16 protein-coding genes, 1 pseudogene and 1 riboswitch are annotated in these 18,370 nt (G+C 67.2%); of the genes and pseudogenes, 4 read left to right on the forward strand and 13 right to left on the reverse strand.

Features of this window, described 5'->3' with window-relative positions; translation table 11 throughout:
* Window positions 1-88 precede the first annotated feature (88 nt).
* The 8 genes from rplS to AC1DGE_RS02995 form a co-directional block, all read right to left on the reverse strand.
* On the reverse strand, window positions 89-448 hold the full coding sequence (rplS, locus tag AC1DGE_RS02960; RefSeq protein ID WP_056738299.1) for a 50S ribosomal protein L19: 360 nt from the start codon (window positions 446-448) through the stop codon (window positions 89-91).
* A gap of 261 nt (window positions 449-709) precedes the next feature.
* Window positions 710-1,519 (reverse strand): tRNA (guanosine(37)-N1)-methyltransferase TrmD, encoded by an 810-nt coding sequence (gene trmD, locus AC1DGE_RS02965; protein WP_441417511.1) that lies wholly within the window; start codon window positions 1,517-1,519, stop codon window positions 710-712.
* Between the two features lies 1 nt (window position 1,520).
* Window positions 1,521-2,123 carry a ribosome maturation factor RimM gene (rimM, locus tag AC1DGE_RS02970; protein WP_476916851.1) on the reverse strand — a complete coding sequence of 201 codons (603 nt, stop codon included), beginning with the start codon at window positions 2,121-2,123 and terminating at the stop codon, window positions 1,521-1,523.
* A gap of 126 nt (window positions 2,124-2,249) precedes the next feature.
* Complete coding sequence (locus AC1DGE_RS02975; RefSeq protein WP_056426755.1) at window positions 2,250-2,492, reverse strand: RNA-binding protein; 243 nt, start codon at window positions 2,490-2,492, stop codon at window positions 2,250-2,252.
* A gap of 1 nt (window position 2,493) precedes the next feature.
* The gene (gene rpsP / locus AC1DGE_RS02980; RefSeq protein ID WP_138769023.1) at window positions 2,494-2,916 is read right to left on the reverse strand and encodes a 30S ribosomal protein S16; all 423 of its coding nucleotides are present in this window, start codon (window positions 2,914-2,916) and stop codon (window positions 2,494-2,496) included.
* Window positions 2,917-3,137: 221 nt separating this feature from the next.
* Window positions 3,138-3,575, reverse strand: coding sequence for a hypothetical protein (locus AC1DGE_RS02985; RefSeq protein WP_175320852.1), 438 nt, complete (start codon window positions 3,573-3,575; stop codon window positions 3,138-3,140).
* A gap of 415 nt (window positions 3,576-3,990) precedes the next feature.
* Complete coding sequence (locus tag AC1DGE_RS02990) at window positions 3,991-4,866, reverse strand: VOC family protein (protein ID WP_441417509.1); 876 nt, start codon at window positions 4,864-4,866, stop codon at window positions 3,991-3,993.
* A gap of 80 nt (window positions 4,867-4,946) precedes the next feature.
* Complete coding sequence (locus AC1DGE_RS02995; RefSeq protein WP_441417508.1) at window positions 4,947-6,047, reverse strand: amidohydrolase family protein; 1,101 nt, start codon at window positions 6,045-6,047, stop codon at window positions 4,947-4,949.
* Window positions 6,048-6,141: 94 nt separating this feature from the next.
* Window positions 6,142-6,249: riboswitch (TPP riboswitch) on the forward strand.
* Between AC1DGE_RS02995 and thiC the strand changes: the two genes are divergently transcribed.
* Window positions 6,218-8,062, forward strand: coding sequence for a phosphomethylpyrimidine synthase ThiC (thiC, locus tag AC1DGE_RS03000; protein ID WP_441417507.1), 1,845 nt, complete (start codon window positions 6,218-6,220; stop codon window positions 8,060-8,062). (Overlaps the previous riboswitch by 32 nt.)
* Window positions 8,063-8,129: 67 nt before the next feature.
* On the opposite strand, the gene AC1DGE_RS03005 is transcribed toward thiC, so the two are convergent.
* Together AC1DGE_RS03005 and ffh are read right to left on the reverse strand one after the other, a co-directional pair.
* Window positions 8,130-8,864 (reverse strand): alpha/beta fold hydrolase, encoded by a 735-nt coding sequence (locus tag AC1DGE_RS03005; RefSeq protein WP_441417506.1) that lies wholly within the window; start codon window positions 8,862-8,864, stop codon window positions 8,130-8,132.
* A 99-nt stretch (window positions 8,865-8,963) separates the two neighbouring features.
* Window positions 8,964-10,550, reverse strand: coding sequence for a signal recognition particle protein (gene ffh / locus AC1DGE_RS03010; protein WP_441417505.1), 1,587 nt, complete (start codon window positions 10,548-10,550; stop codon window positions 8,964-8,966).
* A 150-nt stretch (window positions 10,551-10,700) separates the two neighbouring features.
* Between ffh and AC1DGE_RS03015 the strand changes: the two genes are divergently transcribed.
* On the forward strand, window positions 10,701-12,089 hold the full coding sequence (locus tag AC1DGE_RS03015; protein WP_476916852.1) for a glucose-6-phosphate dehydrogenase: 1,389 nt from the start codon (window positions 10,701-10,703) through the stop codon (window positions 12,087-12,089).
* Between the two features lie 92 nt (window positions 12,090-12,181).
* Here AC1DGE_RS03015 and AC1DGE_RS03020 read toward each other — a convergent pair.
* Both AC1DGE_RS03020 and AC1DGE_RS03025 read right to left on the reverse strand, forming a co-directional pair.
* A pseudogene (locus AC1DGE_RS03020) lies at window positions 12,182-12,502 on the reverse strand (P-II family nitrogen regulator); the annotation flags it as partial.
* The gene (locus AC1DGE_RS03025) at window positions 12,499-13,872 is read right to left on the reverse strand and encodes an ammonium transporter (protein WP_441417503.1); all 1,374 of its coding nucleotides are present in this window, start codon (window positions 13,870-13,872) and stop codon (window positions 12,499-12,501) included. The gene AC1DGE_RS03025 and the pseudogene AC1DGE_RS03020, both read right to left, overlap by 4 nt.
* Before the next feature lie 239 nt (window positions 13,873-14,111).
* Between AC1DGE_RS03025 and AC1DGE_RS03030 the strand changes: the two genes are divergently transcribed.
* Window positions 14,112-15,359, forward strand: coding sequence for an MFS transporter (locus AC1DGE_RS03030; protein WP_476908672.1), 1,248 nt, complete (start codon window positions 14,112-14,114; stop codon window positions 15,357-15,359).
* 131 nt (window positions 15,360-15,490) lie between these two features.
* Window positions 15,491-17,059, forward strand: coding sequence for a hypothetical protein (locus AC1DGE_RS03035; RefSeq protein WP_476916853.1), 1,569 nt, complete (start codon window positions 15,491-15,493; stop codon window positions 17,057-17,059).
* Window positions 17,060-17,155: 96 nt separating this feature from the next.
* Here the strand turns inward: AC1DGE_RS03035 and ftsY are convergent, their stop codons facing one another.
* The gene (gene ftsY / locus AC1DGE_RS03040) at window positions 17,156-18,364 is read right to left on the reverse strand and encodes a signal recognition particle-docking protein FtsY (RefSeq protein ID WP_441417500.1); all 1,209 of its coding nucleotides are present in this window, start codon (window positions 18,362-18,364) and stop codon (window positions 17,156-17,158) included.
* Between the last annotated feature and the right edge of the window lie 6 nt (window positions 18,365-18,370).

Raw genomic sequence — 18,370 nt, forward strand, 5'->3', positions numbered from 1 at the left:
CTAACGCTTTTCTAATTGAACGGCGCAGTGGGGACGGTTCCGGCAAACGCCGGAGCCCTCCGTGGACCCGCTGGAAAGTCCGAAGGACTTACTTGGCGGTCTGGAAGTCGCGCTTTTCCTTGATCTTCGCAGCCTTACCGCGCAGTGCACGCATGTAGTAAAGCTTGGCGCGGCGCACGTCACCCTTGGAGACGAGCTCGATCTTGTCGATGATCGGGGAGTGTACCGGGAAGGTACGCTCCACGCCGACGCCAAAAGAGACCTTGCGGACGGTGAAGGTTTCGCGGACGCCGTCGCCCTGGCGGCCCAGGACGAAGCCCTGGAAGACCTGGACACGGGAGTTCTTGCCTTCGATGATGTTCACGTGCACCTTGATGGTGTCACCCGCGCGGAACTCGGGAACATCGTTGCGCAGCGAAGCTGCATCTACGGAATCGAGGATATGCATTGATCCACTCCTGGTGAACGCCACAGGTCATTCACGTTGGGTCACGGCGGCCAAGCCCGGGTGCTGTGCGCACCGGAAATTCCCGCCGAAAGTTTTGTCGTTCCGGCTCCGTCAGGAATTGACGGGACCGGGGTGCCGCGCTGTTGGTGACGCTCCCCCTGTGGCAGGTTCGCACCCAGCAGGCACAAGGACTAATTTTGCCACATTCCGGCACGTTTTGGTGAATTGGCCGAGCGAATGGGCTTCGCGAATCGGCTCAGCTCAGGCGTCGGGGCGGCGCCGGAGCCGGCCGTCCACGACGTCGTAGCCCAGTTCCCCGAAAGCGGTGCGGTCCGCGCGTGGCAGCTTGCCGGCGTCGAACGCGTCGAGCAGGTCCGGCCGGCGTTCGGCGGTGCGCCGGTACTGTTCGTGACGCCGCCACTGCGCGATCTTGCCGTGGTTGCCGCTCAGCAGCACGGGCGGAACCTCGCGGTCCCGCCAGCTGGACGGCTTGGTGTACACGGGGTACTCGAGCAGGCCGTCGGAGTGGGATTCCTCCACGAGCGATTCGGGGTTTCCGACGACGCCGGGCAACAGCCGCCCCACGGCTTCGACCATGGCCAGCACGGCCACCTCGCCGCCGTTCAGCACGTAGTCCCCGAGGCTCATGGGCCGGACGGTGAAGTGTTCCGCAGCCCACTCCAGGACCCGTTCGTCGATACCCTCGTAGCGTCCGCAGGCAAAGACGAGCTGCTCTTCTTCCGCGAGTTCGTGGGCAATCGCCTGGCTGAAGCGCTCCCCCGCCGGCGACGGGACGATCAGTACGGGCTTGCGAACGGCCTCCGCCCCAGGCGCTTTCGGGCCGGCCTCGGCAATGGCGGTCAGGGCCTGGGCCCACGGTTCGGGCTTCATCACCATGCCGGCGCCGCCGCCATACGGGGTGTCGTCCACGGTGCGGTGCCGGTCCGTGGTGAAGTCGCGGAGGTCGTGGACGTTGAGGTCCAGCAGCCCGTCTTGGCGGGCCTTTCCGATCAGCGAGAGTTCCAGCGGTGCCAGGTATTCGGGGAAGATGCTGACGACGTCGATCCGCATCTTAGGCGTTGTCCCCCGCGCCACGTTCGGCGTCGCTGGCTCCCTCGGCGCCGGCGTCTGTTTCGGTGCCGCCGTCGTCGGGGGTCCCGCCGGCCTCGGTGTTGACCTCGAAAAGGCCGGCTGGCGGGGTGACGAGGACGTACTTGTCCGCGACGTTGACCTCAGGCACGATCTGCTCCACGAACGGGATCAGGATTTCCTTGCCGTCCCGGTCAGTCACCACGAGCAGGTCCTGGACCGGCATGGTGTGCAGACCGGAGACCTTGCCGACCACCTGGTCGCCGACGCGGACGTCCAGGCCCACCAGCTCGTGCTCGTACCAGCCCTCGTCGTCGTCCTCGTCCAGTTCTTCGGTCTCGACGTAGAGCTTGGCTCCGCGGAGGGCTTCCGCCTCGTTGCGGGTCTCCACCTCCTCGAACGCCAGCAGCAGGATGTCCTTGTTCCAGCGGGCGCTCTCAACGGTCAGCGGCCCGGCCGACGCCGGTTCCACCACGAACTGGGTGCCGGGAACAAAGCGGTCACCGGGGGCGTCCGTCAGCACCTGGACGGTCACTTCGCCGCGGATGCCATGGGGCTTGCCGATTCGTGCCACCTGAAGCTGCATCTGTTCCTCTGTTCGGGTTCTCGTAAAGTCTGGGATTTGTTGGTGCATTTGCTGCGCAAAACAGTCCGGCCCCTCCACCATAAGCTGGTGAAGGGGCCGGACTAAAGACAAATAATGCTGGTCGCGCTACCGGCGGCGGTCGGTGTCGACGACGTCGACCCTGACCGGCTCGCCGTCGGCCAGCGCCGCCACCACAGTGCGCAAAGCGCGTGCGGTGCGGCCCTGGCGTCCGATCACCCGTCCCAGATCGTCCTGATGAACGCGCACCTCGAGGGTGTCCCCGCGGCGGTTGTTCTTCGCACTGACCTTGACGTCCTCGGGGCTGTCAACAATCCCGCGGACCAGGTGTTCGAGCGCTTCTGCCAGCAATTTACTCAGCCTCGGTGGTCTCTGCTTCGGCGTCGGCGGGAGCCTCGGCTGCGTCGTCCTTCTTAGCCTTCTTGGTGATGGCTTCCGGGATGATCACGGAACCCTTTTCCGGGGTGACGAAGGCTTCCTTGGGAGCCTTGGTCTTCAAGGTGCCCTCCTGGCCCGGGAGACCCTTGAACTTCTGCCAGTCACCGGTGATCTTCAGGATCGCGGCAACCTGCTCGGACGGCTGTGCGCCGACGCCGAGCCAGTACTGGGCACGGTCCGTGTCGACCTCGATGTACGAGGGCTCTTCGGTCGGGTGGTACTTGCCGATCTCTTCGATGGCACGGCCATCACGCTTGGAGCGTGCGTCCATGACGACGATGCGGTAGTACGGTGCGCGCATCTTGCCGAAGCGCTTAAGGCGAATCTTTACGGCCACTTTTGTGGTCACTCCTGTTTCTGAAACGGGGTCGAGCCCGGCGTTCTGCACCCGTGGGGCGGGCCGTACTAGGGGGTTCTAAAAGGACAAGATCCGGACGCGGAGAGAGGGGCCACGCAGATCGAGTACCTGTTCATTGTGCCAGATCACCGCGCGGATTTCGACTTGACGCCCTAGGGCTGCGTGTCCGGGCACTTTTTCGAGCCGTCGGCTTGGGCGCGTCAGGAGGTCCAGACGTAGAGCCCGGCCTTGGTGGCGGGGTCAACGCCGGCAGCGAGTTCGGCGAGCTGGCGGACATAGCGGGCGGCCTGGTCGGCACCGAAGGGCATGTCCTCCTCCGCGGCCCAGCCTTCGGCGACGTCCGCTAGGACATCACCCTCGCCCTCGGTCTCGTAGCTGAGCAACTCGGCCAGGGCACGGACCATGGCGGCCGGCACGCCCAACAGGGAGTCGCTGGCCACGTCCACCATGGCCAGCTCATAGTCGGCCCCGGCGGCATGCACGGCAGTCCCGGCCAGGTCACCCAGGCGTTCGACTTCGAAGTCGCTGATGTCCGGAATCCGGACCGCGCCGGGGGCGACCGCGGCGCCGCCGTCGAGGGCCGCTGCACGCTTGAGGGCGGCGTCATGGGTGGCGACGAAGATTTCAGTAAATCCCAAGGAAGTGCTCCTCATGAGGGTTGGCGGCGCTGGCCGCGTTTTTGGCGTCGCTTTCAGCCTATCCGCTCCAGCCCGGCCGCGCCCGGACCGGACATGCCCTGCCCCGGCCGCGAGCAATGGACATAATCCCACTATGTCCATCCCTGGCCGCGGCGGATGGACATGCCCGGCGTCCCGATCGGCGGACGGACATGACCGGGCGACCCCATGCCGCGCCCTGCCTCGCGCACTCCCGCCAGCGGAAATGCCCACCCCTGGCCGCGAGCAATGGACATAATCCCACTATGTCCATTCCCCGACGCGCACACAGGACATGTCCGCGGACCCTGCCGTCGAAAGTTGGACATGCCCGGAGTGGGCTTCGAGGATTGGACATGTCCAACGCTGGCGCTGCAGGCTGGGCATGTCCGGATGATCAGCGGACGGCGACGCGGATGCTGTTGCGCCACGGATCCTCGAAGCGCAGCTCGGCTCCGGTGTGGTGCGACTGGACGCCCGCGGTCTTGAGGCGGTCGGCGAGGGCGCCGACGTCGTCGCCGGACGGTACTTCAACCAGCACTTCGCCGAGGCCGAGGGTGTCACGGCGGGGGCCGGCGCCGCGGCTGTTCCAAACGTTCATGGCCATGTGGTGGTGGTAGCCGCCGGCTGAGACGAAGAGCGCCTGGCCGTGCCAGCCCGCGGTCTTCTCAAAGCCGAGGGTGCCGACGTAGAAGTCGTGCGCGGACTGCACGTCGCCGACCTGCAGGTGGACGTGCCCGACGCCGGCGTCGGCCTCGCGCTGCCCGGCGAGCGACGCCTCGGTGAGGTGCTGCTCGAGGTAGCGCTGCGGCGGCAGGGCCAGGCTGTCCATCACGACGTTCTTGCCGTCCCAGGACCAGGCTTCGCGGGGGCGGTCCCAGTAGAGCTCGATACCGTTGCCCTCCGGGTCATTGAAGTAGAAGGCCTCGCTGACAAGGTGGTCGGCGCTGCCGGTGAAGGATTGCGGCTCATACTGCGCGGCGGACGCGACGGTGGCGGCCAGCGAGGGCTGGTCCTCAAAGAGAAGGGCGGTGTGGAAGAGGCCGGCTTCGCCGCGGGAGGGCAGGTTCAGCCCGGGTGCCGGTGCCAGGTGGACCAGCGGCTTGAGCTTGCGTCCGAGGTAGAGCCCGCCGTCCTGCTCGGCAACGATGTCGAGGCCGAGGGCGCGCTGGTAGTAGTCCGTCATCAGCTTCATGTCGCCGACCTTGAGCATCACGGTGCCCATGGTGAGTTCGGCAGGAAGGAGATCCTGGGTGCTGGCTTCTACGGTCATTGAAACGCTCCGGTGGTTCTGTGGCCCCCGACCTTCGGCGACCCTCGTAGAGTTAAATTACTTGAAGCTTCAATTTATTCCTAATGGCCGGGGATGCTCCCCTGTACCAGTTCGCCGCGGAGCACGATGCCCCTGAGCTCGCGCAGGGTGCCGAGATTCCCGCGCGGATCCTCGGCGCAGACCAGGACGTCGGCACTGGCACCTTCTGTGATCGCGTCGGCTCCGAGCCAGTCGCGGGCGGCCCAGGCCCCTGCGTCGAGGGCGGCGCCGGCGGGGAGCCCGGCGCCGTGCAGGGCCTCAAGTTCGTCGACGATGCGCCCGTGCTTGATCACACTCCCCGCGTCCGTCCCGGCGTAGATGGCGACCCCGGCCTCATACGCCTCGAGGATCCGTTCGGCGCGGCGTTCCCAGAGCCCCAGCATGTGCGCCGCGTAGCGGGGGAACTTTGCCTTGGCCTGGGCCGCGATGTCCGGGAAAGTGGCGATGTTGATCAGGGTGGGGACAATCGGGACACCCTGTTCGACGAAGCGCGGCAAGTGCCGGGGAAGCAGCCCGGTTCCGTGTTCGATGCAGTCGATGCCGGCGTCGAGCATGTCATCGAGGGTGTCCTCCGCGAAGCAGTGCGCCGTGACGCGGGCGCCTTCGTCGTGGGCGGCCCGGACCGCGTCCCTGACGCTCCGGGCCGGGAAACTCGCAGCGAGGTCGCCGGCGTCGCGGTCGATCCAGTCCCCCACCAGCTTGACCCAGCCGTCCCCCGCGCGGGCCTGCTTGCGTACGGCCTCCACGAGGTCCTCGGGTTCCACCTCGACGGCGAAGCCCCGCAGGTACCGCCGCGTCCTGGCGATGTGCCGCCCGGCGCGGAGAATGCGTGGCAGCTCGCGCCGTTGCTGGATCCAGCGGGTGTCATGAACGGCGCCGGCGTCGCGGACCAGCAGGGTACCGGCGTCGCGATCGGTCAGGGCCTGCCGCTCGGCAACGTCCTCGGGAACATCCCCGCCGGGTCCGAGCCCGATATGGCAGTGCGCATCGACCAGCCCGGGGATCACCCAACCGTCCAGGACCAGGTCCGGCGCGGCCGCGGGGCGCCGGAAGGTCAGGCGGCCGTCCACGGCCCACAGCCCGCGCCGCTCTTGGTCGGCTCCGGTGAGGACCGGGCCGCTGAACTCGATGATGCCGCTCATGGCCTAAAGCCTAATCCGCATCGCGATCCGCGGGCCAAGCCTGCCCAGCCCCCCAGCCCCTCGACGGCTTCCCGTCGGGCTGTGGTAGCTTCGTCTACGACCACACGGGTGCCCTTGCAGGGGCTGAGATCGGGCTGACGCAGCCTGCGACCGTTGAACCTGTCCGGGTAATGCCGGCGAAGGAAGTGAGTATCTCTTTGAGCGCAACAAATCCACAGCAGAGCCCTGCCCAGAATGGGAACAGCGCCGCAGCAGCTACCGTGACGCAGTCCCTGAAGTCGCATGCCCTCGCGTACGTCGAGGACGGCGGGATCCGCGTCCCGGTAACCGAAATCGCCCTGGCACCGTCCCCTGGCGGCGTCGGGAATCCTCCGTTCCGGGTCTACCGCACCGCGGGCCCGGGCAGCGACCCGGTGGTGGGACTCGCCGCTTTCCGCCGTGACTGGATCGCCGGGCGCGCGGACACGGAGCCGTACAGCGGCCGGGAACGCACTCTGCTCGACGACGGCAAGTCCGCGGTCAGGCGCGGCGCCGCCTCGGCTGAATGGCGGGGCGCACCGCCCGAGCCGCGTCGCGCCGTCGAAGGCCGAACGGTTACCCAGATGCATTATGCGCGGCACGGCATCGTGACACCGGAGATGCGTTTCGTCGCGCTGCGGGAGAACTGCGACGTCGAGCTTGTCCGCGGCGAAGTCGCCGCCGGCCGGGCCATCATCCCAAGCAACATCAACCACCCGGAGTCCGAGCCGATGATCATCGGGAAGGCGTTCCTGGTGAAGATCAACGCGAACATCGGCAACTCCGCGGTAAGCAGTTCCATCGCCGAGGAGGTCGACAAGCTCCAATGGGCCACGCAATGGGGGGCGGACACGGTGATGGACCTTTCGACCGGGGACGACATCCATACGACCCGCGAATGGATCATCCGCAACTCGCCCGTCCCCATCGGCACCGTCCCGATCTATCAGGCACTGGAGAAGGTGAACGGCGAAGCAAACGCCCTGACCTGGGAGATCTTCCGTGACACGGTGATCGAACAGTGCGAGCAGGGCGTCGACTACATGACGATCCACGCCGGGGTGCTGCTGCGGTACGTCCCGTTGACCGCCAACCGGGTCACCGGCATCGTGTCCCGCGGAGGTTCCATCATGGCTGGGTGGTGCCTCGCACACCACCAGGAGAACTTTCTCTACACGCATTTCGACGAGTTGTGCGAAATTTTCGCCCGCTACGACGTCGCCTTCTCACTCGGCGACGGCCTGCGGCCGGGGTCGACGGCGGACGCCAACGACGCTGCCCAGTTCGCCGAACTGGACACCCTGGCGGAGCTCACGCAACGGGCCTGGGACTTCGATGTCCAGGTCATGGTGGAGGGCCCGGGACACGTGCCGTTCCACCTCGTCCGGGAAAACGTGGAGCGCCAGCAGGAACTCTGCAAGGGCGCGCCCTTCTACACGCTGGGGCCCCTGGTCACGGATATCGCACCGGGCTATGACCACATCACCTCGGCGATCGGCGCCACCGAGATCGCCCGCTACGGGACCGCCATGCTGTGCTACGTCACGCCGAAGGAGCACCTCGGCCTGCCCAACAAGGACGACGTGAAGACCGGCGTGATCACCTACAAGATCGCCGCCCACGCCGCCGATCTTGCCAAGGGCCACCCCGGAGCGCACGAACGCGACGATGCCCTATCCAAGGCCCGGTTTGAATTCCGTTGGCGGGACCAGTTCGCGCTGTCCCTGGACCCGGTGACGGCTGAGGCATTCCACGACGAGACTTTGCCGGCGGAGCCGGCTAAGACAGCCCATTTCTGTTCGATGTGCGGGCCGAAGTTCTGCTCCATGCGGATCAGCCAGGACATCCGGGACGAGTACGGTTCGGCGGATTCCCGGGCAGCCTTGGCACAGCTGGCGGACGGAATGCGGAGGAAAAGCGACGAATTTCTGGCGGCCGGAGGCAAGGTCTACCTGCCCGAGCCCACCGTGGGCGCACAGTCAGCGGTACAGGCCTAGGCACAGGCACAGCCCTAGGCCGCGGCCGGGCGCCTGCCCTGCGGGGTAGGCGTCCGGCCGGCCACTCCTACGAGGCGTGGGCGTGCCGGCTGCGGTTGACGTCGGCGATGAACGTGCGGATGGCGCGGTCGCCCTCTTTTGAGTCCTGCGGCCGGTGCCCTCCGGGTGCGGTGCGGTGCAGGGCGCCCGTCTCCCTCAGGTAGCCGGCGATTTCCTCGTAGAGCGGCTCCCAGCCACCGGTAAGGACCAGGGTGGGCACGCCGGGAACGATGTGCAGCGGCGCTTCCCACGGCGGTGCCTGCAGCCGCAGCCGGCGCGCCGCCCGGAGGGCCTCCGGCGTCATGGCTCCCGGGGCGCCGGCGGCGAAGGCACGGCGGACGAATTCCCGCTGGAAGTCGTCGTCGCTGAGGCTGTGCCGGACGTCGAAGAGCGGCTGCATGAGCGCCCGGTGCGCAGCGCTGGCCGGGAGCTCCGCGGTCAAGGACAGGCAGGCCGGCTCCACCAGGGTCAGCGACTGCACCAGGTCGGGGCGTTCGACGGCCGCCATCATCGCCGCGATCGCACCCTGCGAATGGGCCACCACGTGGCCGCCGGCAGCGCCGCGGCCGTCGTCGGCCAGGGCCCGCAGCACAATTGCGGCGTCGGCGGCGAAGTCCGTCTCCTGCGGCTCGGCGACGGCGTCAAAGCCGTGCCGCCGCAGGAACAAGGCGTCGTAGCTCAGCGCCATGCCGTGCTGCTTCGGCCACGCCGCGGCGCCAAAACTGCCGGCCCCGTGGACGAAAACTACGCGCTGCTTGAACATGCCCTAAGCCTATGGCACCGGTCCGTCATCGAAGCCGACGACATCCTGCACGCCGGCATCCTGGCCACCGAGATGCGGCCGGCGCCAAGGTGGCTTCCGCTACTTGCTGCCGCCGAGGAACTTGTCGAAACCCTTGGGCAGGTTCAACTGGGACGGGTCGAATTCCCCGCCCTGCTGGCCGAAGGCCGCACCGGTGGGCACAGCCTTGGGGCCAGCGGCGCGCCGTGCCTCCGCGTCCTTGAGCTCCTGAGCGGCCTTGGCCGGGTTGCCGGAGCGGGCCTTCTTCTTCGGTGCGTTCTTGGCCCCCTTGCGGGCTCCGCCGCCGCCCATGCCGGGCATCCCCGGCATCCCCGGCATACCTCCGCCGGCGGCCATCTTCTTCATCATCTTCTGTGCCTGCGCGAAGCGTTCCAGCAGGCCGTTGACCTCGGAGACGTGCACGCCGGAACCGCGGGCGATGCGGGCGCGGCGGGAGCCGTTGATGATCTTCGGGGCCACCCGCTCGTGCGGGGTCATGGACCGGACAACCGCCTCGACCCGGTCAATCTCACGCTCGTCGAACTGCTCCAGCTGCTGCCGGATGTTCTGCGCGCCCGGCATCATCATGAGCATTTTCTTCATCGAGCCCATGTTGCGGATCTGCTGCATCTGGGCGAGGAAGTCCTCGAGGGTGAAGTCTTCCTGGTCGGCGAACTTCTTCGCCATCCGGGCCGCTTCGTCCTTGTCCCAGGACTTCTCGGCCTGTTCGATCAGGGTGAGCACGTCGCCCATGTCGAGGATGCGCGAGGCCATCCGGTCCGGGTGGAAGAGCTCGAAGTCGTCCAGGCCTTCGCCGGTGGACGCAAACATGACCGGCTTCCCGGTGACCGACGCGACGGACAGCGCGGCACCGCCGCGGGCGTCGCCGTCGAGCTTGGAGAGCACGATGCCGGTGAAGTTGACGCCTTCATCGAAGGCCATCGCCGTGTTGACGGCGTCCTGGCCGATCATCGAGTCGATCACGAACAGGACTTCGTTGGGGACGATGGCCCGGCGGATCTGGCGGGCCTGTTCCATCATTTCGGCGTCGACGCCAAGCCGGCCGGCAGTGTCCACGATCACGACGTCGTGCAGCGTGCGCTTGGCTTCCTCGACGCCGGCACGGGCGACGGCGACCGGGTCACCGGCAGGGTGGTCCAGCTCGGAGGAGGTGGCCCCCGGGTGCGGGGCAAAGACGGGAACGCCGGCGCGCTGGCCGACAACCTGCAGCTGCGTCACGGCATTGGGGCGCTGCAGGTCGCAGGCGACCAGCATGGGGCTGTGGCCCTGCGCCTTGAGGAACTTGGAAAGCTTGCCGGCGAGGGTGGTCTTACCGGCACCCTGGAGGCCGGCGAGCATGATGATGGTCGGCCCGGTCTTGGCCAGCCGGATCCGGCGGGTCTCGCCGCCGAGGATCTCGACGAGTTCCTCGTTGACGATCTTCACGATCTGCTGGCTCGGGTTCAGCGCACCGGAGACCTCGACGCCGAGGGCCCGCTCGCGCACGCGGGCGGTGAACTCCCTGACCACCGGGACGGCAACGTCGGCGTCCAGCAGGGCACGCCGGATCTCGCGGACCGTGGCGTCAACGTCCGCCTCGGTGAGGCGGCCCTTGCCACGGAGGTTCTTGAAGGTTGCTGTCAACCGGTCAGAGAGTGAATTGAACACGCGCCGTGCACTTCTTTCAGTGGATCTACAGCTGGCGGCCAGTGCGGCACGCCAGAGTCGTGACTGTTTCGCCGGAACGAACTGCCTCGACAACGGGACTCGACTATCTAGGGTACCAAGACCCGCCTTCAAGATGGCATGCTGGCTTAGGTGACCAGTCAACCAACAGTAAAAACCCTGCTCATCCTCGGCGCCTCGGGCGACCTTACCGGCAGGCTGCTGCTGCCGGGACTGGCCCGGCTGGTGGCGAGGGGCCACGCATCCGGCCTCACCCTGGTGGGCGCGGGCTCGGACGACTGGACTTCGGAACAGTGGCTGGAACGCCTTGAGACCTCCTTCGCCGACGCCAACTCCCAGGCCGACTCCAGCGGCAAGCGGGAGCTGAAACGGATCCGCGAAAGCACCAGCTACCACCAGCTGGACGTCACCGCCGAAGGGCAGCTGGCCAGCCTCTTGGCCACGCTGGAAGGACCGGTGGCTGTCTATTTCGCCCTGCCGCCGAAGATCAGCCAGCTGGCCTGCGAAGCCCTGACCCCGGAGCAGGTCCCCGCCGGGACCCGGCTGGTGATGGAGAAGCCGTTCGGGTCCAGCGAAGAATCGGCCCGGGACCTGAACAAGACCCTGGCTGCACTGGTCCCGGAGGACCACATCCACCGGGTGGATCACTTTCTGGGCAAGGCCACGGTACTGAACATCCTGGGCCTGCGCTTTGCGAACACCTTCCTGGAGCCGGTGTGGAACCGGGACTGCGTCGAGAAGGTGGAGATCATCTTCGATGAGGACCTCGCGCTGGAAGGCCGGGCCCGCTACTACGACGGCGCCGGCGCCCTGCGCGACATGATCCAGAGCCACCTGCTGCAAATCATGGCCCTGATGGCAATAGAACCGCCCGCTTCGGTGGACGAGCGGGACCTGCGCGACGCCGTCGCCACGCTCCTGCGGGCCAGCAGCATCAAGGCGCCGTACGCCAAGAACACCCGCCGCGCCCGGTACACGGCAGGCTCCATCGACGGCCGGAAGGTCCCGGACTACGCCAAGGAAGAGGGCGTGGACGCGTCCCGCAACACCGAGACCCTTGCCGAGGTGCAGGTCGACATCGACAACTGGCGCTGGCAGGGCGTGCCGTTCATCCTCCGCTCAGGCAAGGCGCTGGGCGCCATGCGCAAGGAAGCCGTGGTCACGTTCCGGCCGGTGCCGCACCTGCCCAAGGGCTTCACCGGGGTGGACTCCCCCAACCAGCTGCGCATCGGCTTCGGCCCGGACACGCTGCAGTTCGACGTCGACGTGAACGGCCCCGGCAACGTGCTCAGCCTGGACCGGGCCACCCTGAAGGCGGAACTCAGCGCCTCCGAGCTGCTCCCCTACGGTGAAGTGCTTGAAGGGGTGCTCACCGGCGACCCGCTGCTGTCCGTGCGCGGCGACACTGCGGAAGACTGCTGGCGCATCCTCGAACCCGTGCTCAAGGCCTGGGCCCGGGACAGCGTCCCGCTGGAGGAATATGCCGCCGGCACGCCCGGTCCGGAGGGCTGGCCGTCGTAAGGCAGGCGGCGCCCGACGTCGGGCGCTCCCGCAGGCGCTAGCGGCCCCAACGCACGCAACAAAAAATGCGGGCCGGGCACCTTTCCAGGTGCCCGGCCACCGGTTCGGACGCGGACCGCCTCGAACACGTCCATCGTCCAGACCTTTCCGTCGCCGGCCCGGCCGGTGTTCGAGCTGGCGATGATGACGTCCAGGATGTCGTCCGCCTGTTCGTCGGTGGCCAGGACCTCGACCCGGATCTTGGGCAGCAGGTCCACGTTGTACTCGGCGCCGCGGTACACCTCGGTGTAGCCGCGCTGCCGGCCGTAGCCGCTGGCCGCGCTGACCGTGAGGCCCTGCACGCCGTAGGCCTCCAGGCCTTCCCTGATGGTGTCGAGCTTTTCCGGACGGACGATTGCGGTAATCAGTTTCATGCTTCCACGCTTTCCTTGCCAGCTGCTGACTTCTTGCCGTTCGACTTGACGTCCACGGCCTCGGCTGCCGGTACTTCAGCACTGTCGCCCAGCGACTTGCCGGTGATCAGTTCGTGCAGCGGCTGGAAGCTTCCGCCGTGGCCTCCGACGCCGAACTCGTAGGCAGTCTCGGCGTGCAGGCTCAGGTCCACACCCACGACTTCCTGCTCCTGGGACACCCGGAAGCCCATCAGCTTGTGGATCGGGAAGGCGATGATGAAGGTCATGATGGCGGTGAAGGCTACGGCGAGCAGCGCTGCGAGAACCTGCGCCACGAGCTGCGTCGTGCCGCCGCCGTAGAACAGACCCGCGGTGCCCTGGGCCGGGGTGGCCAGGAAGCCGATCGCCACGGTGCCGACGACACCCGAAACAAGGTGCACGCCGACGACGTCGAGCGAGTCGTCGTAGCCGAACTTGAACTTCAGGCCGACGGCGAGGGCCGAGGCCACACCGGCGACGACGCCCAGGGCGATCGCGCCGAGCGGGGAGACGTTGGCGCAGGCCGGGGTGATCGCGACCAGGCCAGCCACCACACCGGAAGCGGCGCCCAGGGAGGTCGGGTGGCCGTCGCGGAAGCGTTCGACAGCGAGCCAGCCGAGCATTGCGGCGGCCGGAGCAGCGAGGGTGTTGATCCAGATCAGGCCGGCCTGCTCAACCGTGGCGGCGGCACCGGCGTTGAAGCCGAACCAGCCGAACCAAAGGATTGCGGCGCCCAGCATGACGAACGGGACATTGTGGGGGCGGTGGTTCGGGTCCTTGCCGAAGCCCTTGCGGTTGCCAATGATCAGAACCAGGATGAGCCCGGCGACGCCGGCGTTGATGTGCACCACGGTTCCGCCGGCGAAGTCGATCACCGGGGCAAACGTCTGGCCGAACCAGCCGTCCTTGGAGAAGAGGCCCCCGCCCCAGACCATGAAGGCCAGCGGCGCGTAGACGAGGGTGGCCCAGATGGGCGTGAAGATGACCCATGCGGAGAACTTGGCCCGGTCAGCGACCGCGCCGGAGATCAGTGCCACCGTGATGATGGCGAAGGTCGCCGCGTAGCCCACCTTGAGCAGGTCCGCCGGCTCCGTGAAGTTGTGCAACCCGAAGTGGCTGAAAGGGTTAGCGAAGATCTGGAAGAAGTTGTCGGTGTTGCTCGTAGCCATCGAAGCGCCCCACAGGACCCACATGATGCCAACGGTTCCAATGGCAACGAAGCTCATCATCATCATGTTCAAAGCCGACTTGGCGCGTGTCATGCCGCCATAGAAGAATGCCAGGCCCGGGGTCATGAACAGCACGAGGGCTGATGCGACCAGGAGCCAAACGAGACCTGCGGTGAGTTCCATGGTCTGCGTCCTCTCTTGCTCTTAGGTGCGGACTTGTCCGCCAGTCCAACGCATTTTTGCGTTCTAAGAAAAGTTTGCAGTTGCCGTGTTTCACCGGCTGAGGATTTACATTGCCGGGTTGTTACAAGAACCTCCCGGAAGTAAATGGTGCGTCTCGCGCTTGTTACGGTTATGTTTCACGCGTTCCATCACGCCACTGCCTGCCCTTGGGCATCAGAAGCAGCACCGAAAGCAGCACCATGAGCAAAGCGTCCCGTTCCGCCAACGGAATCCGGCCCCCTGCCGGACTCCGCCGCCCCGGCGGCCCCCGCCTGCCCCGGGACATCAAGGTGATGCTGGTTGCCGCCTTCCTCATCGCGCTGGGCTTTGGCCTCGTCGCGCCGGTGCTCCCCCAGTTCGCCACCACTTTCGACGTCGGCGCCACAGCGGCGGCCGTGATTGTCAGTATCTTCGCGTTCATGCGGCTCGTCTTCGCTCCGGCCGGCGGGGCGCTGATCGTGCGGCTGGGCGAACGGCCGGTGTACGTGGCCGGGCTGCTGATCGTGGCGGCGTCCACGGCGGCCTGCGCCTTCGCCCAGGACTACTGGCAACTGCTGGTCTTCCGCGGACTGGGCGGCGTGGGATCGGTGATGTTCACGGTGGCGTCGATGGCCCTCGTGGTGCGGCTGGCGCCCCCGGAAAGCCGGGGGCGCGTCTCGGGTGCCTACGCCTCGGCCTTCCTGATCGGCAACGTGTGCGGCCCGATCGTCGGCGGGCTGCTGGCCAGCTTCGGACTTCGGGTGCCGTTCCTGGCCTACGCGGCCGCGCTGGTGCTCGCCGCCGCCGTCGTGCAGACCCAGCTCAGCCATGTCCCGGCGGGTTCCCGTGAGGCGGGTGCGGCGGCCCCGGCAATGCTGCTCCGGGAAGCGCTGAGGGACAGCGCCTACCGGGCCGGGCTGGCCTCCAGCTTCGCCAACGGCTGGGCCACCTTCGGCGTCCGGATGGCCACCGTGCCGCTTTTCGCCGTCGCGGCGCTCGGAGCGGGATCCTCGTCCGCGGGCTGGGCGCTGGCCGTGTTCGCCGCCGGCAACGCCGCGGCGCTGACCTTTTCCGGGCGGCTCGCGGACAATCTGGGCCGGAAGCCGATGATGCTCGCCGGGCTCGTCGTCACCGGCCTCGCCACCGCCGCCATCGGCTTCACTCACGAGCTGCCTTGGTTCCTTCTGGCCTCGACCGTCGCCGGCATCGGGTCCGGCCTGCTCGGGCCCGCGCAGCAGGCGGCGATTGCCGACGTCGTGGGCAACGAGCGCTCCGGCGGCCGGGTGCTTGCCGTGTTCCAGATGACCGCGGACAGCGGCGCGATCGTGGGGCCCGTGATCGCGGGGCTGCTGGCGGACCGACTGGGCTACGGCTGGGCGTTCGGCGTGACCGGCGGGGTGCTGCTCGCGGCGGCCGCGGGCTGGCTGCTGGCCCGGGAGACCTTCCAGCGCACCCCCGCCCGGGGCTAGCCGAGATGCCCCGGACCGACCACCCGGCACTCGATGCGGAACCAGTCTCCCGCAGACGCCGCCCTTCCCGAAAAATCACACGCCTCCTCGCGACAATTGCGGTCCTTGCCGCCGTCGCGCTCGTTGCCGGCATGCCCACCGTGTCGTCGAACCCCAGTGCGACATCGGAACCCAATGCGACGTCGGAAAAGGCCGAACCCACGCCCCGGGACAGCCCCAAGCACCCTGCTCAGAAGGACAAGAGCACGGACGCCACCTTCTACAAGCAGATCCCGCCCCCGCCGGGCTCCCCCTTGATGAAAGTGGCTCCGCTGACGCTGGCGGTAACGGACGCGCCGGTCGGAACGAGCTTGAACAAGGGCACCGTCGGAATTTCCCTGGAAGCGACCGACCTCGCGGATCCCGCTTTGGGCGCGGAGAATGCCTCGATGGTGAAGCTCCTCAAAGGCTCGGACGGCACCGTCCTGCGGTTTGGGGGTAACTCCGTTGACCGTCGATTCTTATGGACGTCCTCAGGCGAAGCACTGCCAAAGAACTACAAAGGAGACAAAGCCCACCCGGCCAAGGTAGTCACGCCGGCCGACCTGCAGCGGGTGGCGGCCCTCCTGAATGCGACCAATGCCAGGATCAGCCTCACGGTGGACCTGGGACACTACAACCCCCGGCGGGCAGCGGACATGATCAAGAACGCGTCCCGGATCTTCGGTCCGCGGCTGCTGAGCTTTACCGTCGGGAACGAACCGAACGGGTTTGCCGCCACGAAACTGCGGCCGGCCAGCTACGGCGTCGAGGAGTACGTCGCTCAGCTCAAAGCCTATGCAAAAGCCATACATGCGGTCGCCCCCGGCGTCACCATTTCAGGGCCCGGCGTCTACGACCAGAAATGGTGGAAGCCCTTTGTCGACGCCAAGCTGCCGCAGAAGAAAGTCCTGTCTTTCCACAACTACCGGCTCTCCAGCTGCAAGGACACGAAGTCTCCGGACTTCCCCACAATCTCCAACCTTCTGGGACGGCTCAACCGCCAGCGCGCCGCAACTTACCAGGAGAGTGCCCTTAAGGTGGCCAAAGCCGCCCGAGTAGAGACCTGGCTCGCGGAGACCGGCATGTCAGCCTGCCCAGGGTCCAACCAGACCACCAAGACGCATGCGGCGGCGCTGTGGGCCGCGGACTACGCGCTCAATGCCGCCCGCCTGGGCGTCACCCGGCTGGGCTTCCACAGTTCCCTGTCGACCTGCAAGGGTGGGCCTCCCATGTCCGTATTGTGCAGCGGCGGGCCCTACCTCAAGCCCAACGGCCAGATGGTCCCTCGAGCGAACTACTTCGGGATGGCGATGGTCGCTGACCTGGCGCCAGGGAAGTTCCTGCAACTCGGGAGCAAGGGCGGAGGCTTGACCAACAGTTATGCACTGCGCAACGCGGACGGAAGCACCACTGTGGTCATCGTCAACGAAAACGACCCCGCGAAGTACGGCCAGACCGAAGTTTCGCTGAAGCTGCCCGGCCGTGCCCGACGCGGAACCATGACACAGCTCAGCGGGCCCCGCTTGAACGCGCAGGACAGCACGGTGATCGACGGGGCCAAGGATTCGCCGGTCCCGGCCGCCAAGCGCCTGACGGTGCCGGGCTTCGCCTACGGCTCGGCTACGCAGAAGTTAAAGCTGACGGCCGGCACCGTCACGGTGCTGAACTTCAGCTACTGACCGGACGCTACGGATTAACCCAAACTAGCTCGCACTAGTTGTCGTTTTGAGCGCTGAAAACGACAACAAGTGCGAGCTAGTTGGACCGGTGAGTTGCTAGTTCAGCAGCGCGTCCACGAAGCTTTCGGCGTCGAAGGGCGCCAGGTCGTCCGCGCCTTCGCCGAGGCCGATCAGCTTGACCGGCACCCCGAGCGACTTCTGGATCGCGACGACGATGCCGCCCTTGGCCGTGCCGTCCAGCTTGGTCAGCACGATGCCGGTGATGTTCACGACCTCGGCGAAGACGCGGGCCTGGTTCAGTCCGTTCTGGCCGGTGGTCGCGTCCAGGACCAGGAGCACCTCGTCCACCTCGGCGAGCTTTTCGATCACGCGCTTGACCTTGCCGAGCTCGTCCATCAGGCCGACCTTGTTCTGCAGCCGGCCCGCGGTGTCGATCATGACGACGTCGACTTCCTGGTCGATGCCGGCTTTGACCGCCTCGTAGGCGACGGACGCCGGGTCCGCCCCGTCGATGTCGGACTTGACCGTGGGGACGCCGACGCGCTGGCCCCAGGTGGCGAGCTGCTCAGCCGCGGCGGCACGGAAGGTGTCGGCGGCACCAAGCAGCACGTCCTTGTCCTCGGCAACAAGCACGCGGGCGAGCTTGCCGACCGTGGTGGTCTTACCCACGCCGTTGACGCCGACCACCATCATCACGGCGGGCTTGTCCGCGTGCCGCTCGACGTTCAGGCTGCGGTCCATCGTGGGGTCCACGAGCTTGATGAGTTCCTCGCGCAGCAGGGCCTTGACCTGCTCGGGCGAACGGGTACCGAGCACCTTGACGCGTTCGCGGAGGGCGTCCACGAGCTGCATCGTCGGTTCCGTACCGAGGTCCGCCAGCAGCAGGGTCTCCTCGACCTCGTCCCAGACGTTTTCGTCGATTTTGTCCGCGGAGAGCAGGGCGAGCAGGCCCTTGCCGAGGATGTTGTTGGACTTGACCAGGCGTTCGCGCAGTCGGGTCAGGCGGCCTGCCACCGGCAGCGGGGTCTCGACCGGAACGGTCTCGAGGCCCGCGACGTTGTCCGGCACCTCGACGGTTTCGAGGCCTTCGAGGTCGACGGCGTCCGGCGCCGTGGCCCCGCGGGGCGGAGCGGGACGGTCCTCCAGCAGCGTGCCGCCGCCGGTACCCTGCACGGGGTCGTTCGCGTCGCGCTGCGACGGGTAGTTGGTGATGTTCTTCCGGGTCTTCATGAGCACCGGAATCAGCGCACCGAGGACCACCAGGGCAACGAGGATGGGCAGGATGATGGGGAGGATGTCGTTCACTCCCCT

Source organism: Arthrobacter sp. 05N425 (genome assembly GCF_056397125.1).